This is a genomic window from Oleiphilus sp. HI0123 (assembly GCF_001635315.1).
The window spans coordinates 1-548 of sequence record NZ_LWGE01000833.1 but is presented as its reverse complement, the minus strand read 5'-3'; the positions used below and the strand labels follow the sequence as shown (position 1 = coordinate 548).

Below are 548 nucleotides of genomic sequence, written 5' to 3'. Positions count from 1 at the left end.
TTTCACCAGCAGCGCCTGTCAGGGGCAATAGCTGTTGCTCGTAGGTATTCTCGTTTGCAGAAGAAATTACATGCGTGTTGAAGTGCGCAAGCAAGTCAGAGGTTTCTTCAAGCATGGCGACAGAATCATGATTTCCGGCAACAATAACGAGAGGCACAGCCTTGTTTGTCGCTTCACTAAAGTCAATCACAAACTTGTGATAAAGTTCGCGAGCATAGCTAGGTGGAGCCCCGGTATCAAATATATCGCCGGCAACAATAACGGCGTCAACCTCATGCTCAAGAACCTGCTCAACCAGCCAATTAAGGAAACCCTGATGTTCTTTTTGGCGACTTTTACCCATGAAATACTGACCAAGATGCCAGTCGGAGGAGTGAATTATTTTCAAGATGTTGACCCGATTTTCAATTTGAAGACTAATTTACCCCTTATTTTTGTGAAGTAAAGGCATTTTATTGCGGACTTGGTTCACATGGTTGCATAAGCTTTCAAAGTGATACAAAGATCACCTTGTTAATTTTCTTGTAAAAGATAAGTTTAATAGTAGC

1 protein-coding gene is annotated in these 548 nt (G+C 42.2%); it reads right to left on the bottom strand.

Translation table 11 applies throughout. The annotated features are described in order from the left end of the window. Positions 1–388 (bottom strand): exonuclease subunit SbcD (gene sbcD, locus A3761_RS07290; protein WP_156491711.1); only part of this gene is annotated, 388 nt, incomplete at its 3' end. Positions 389–548: the final 160 nt, after the last annotated feature.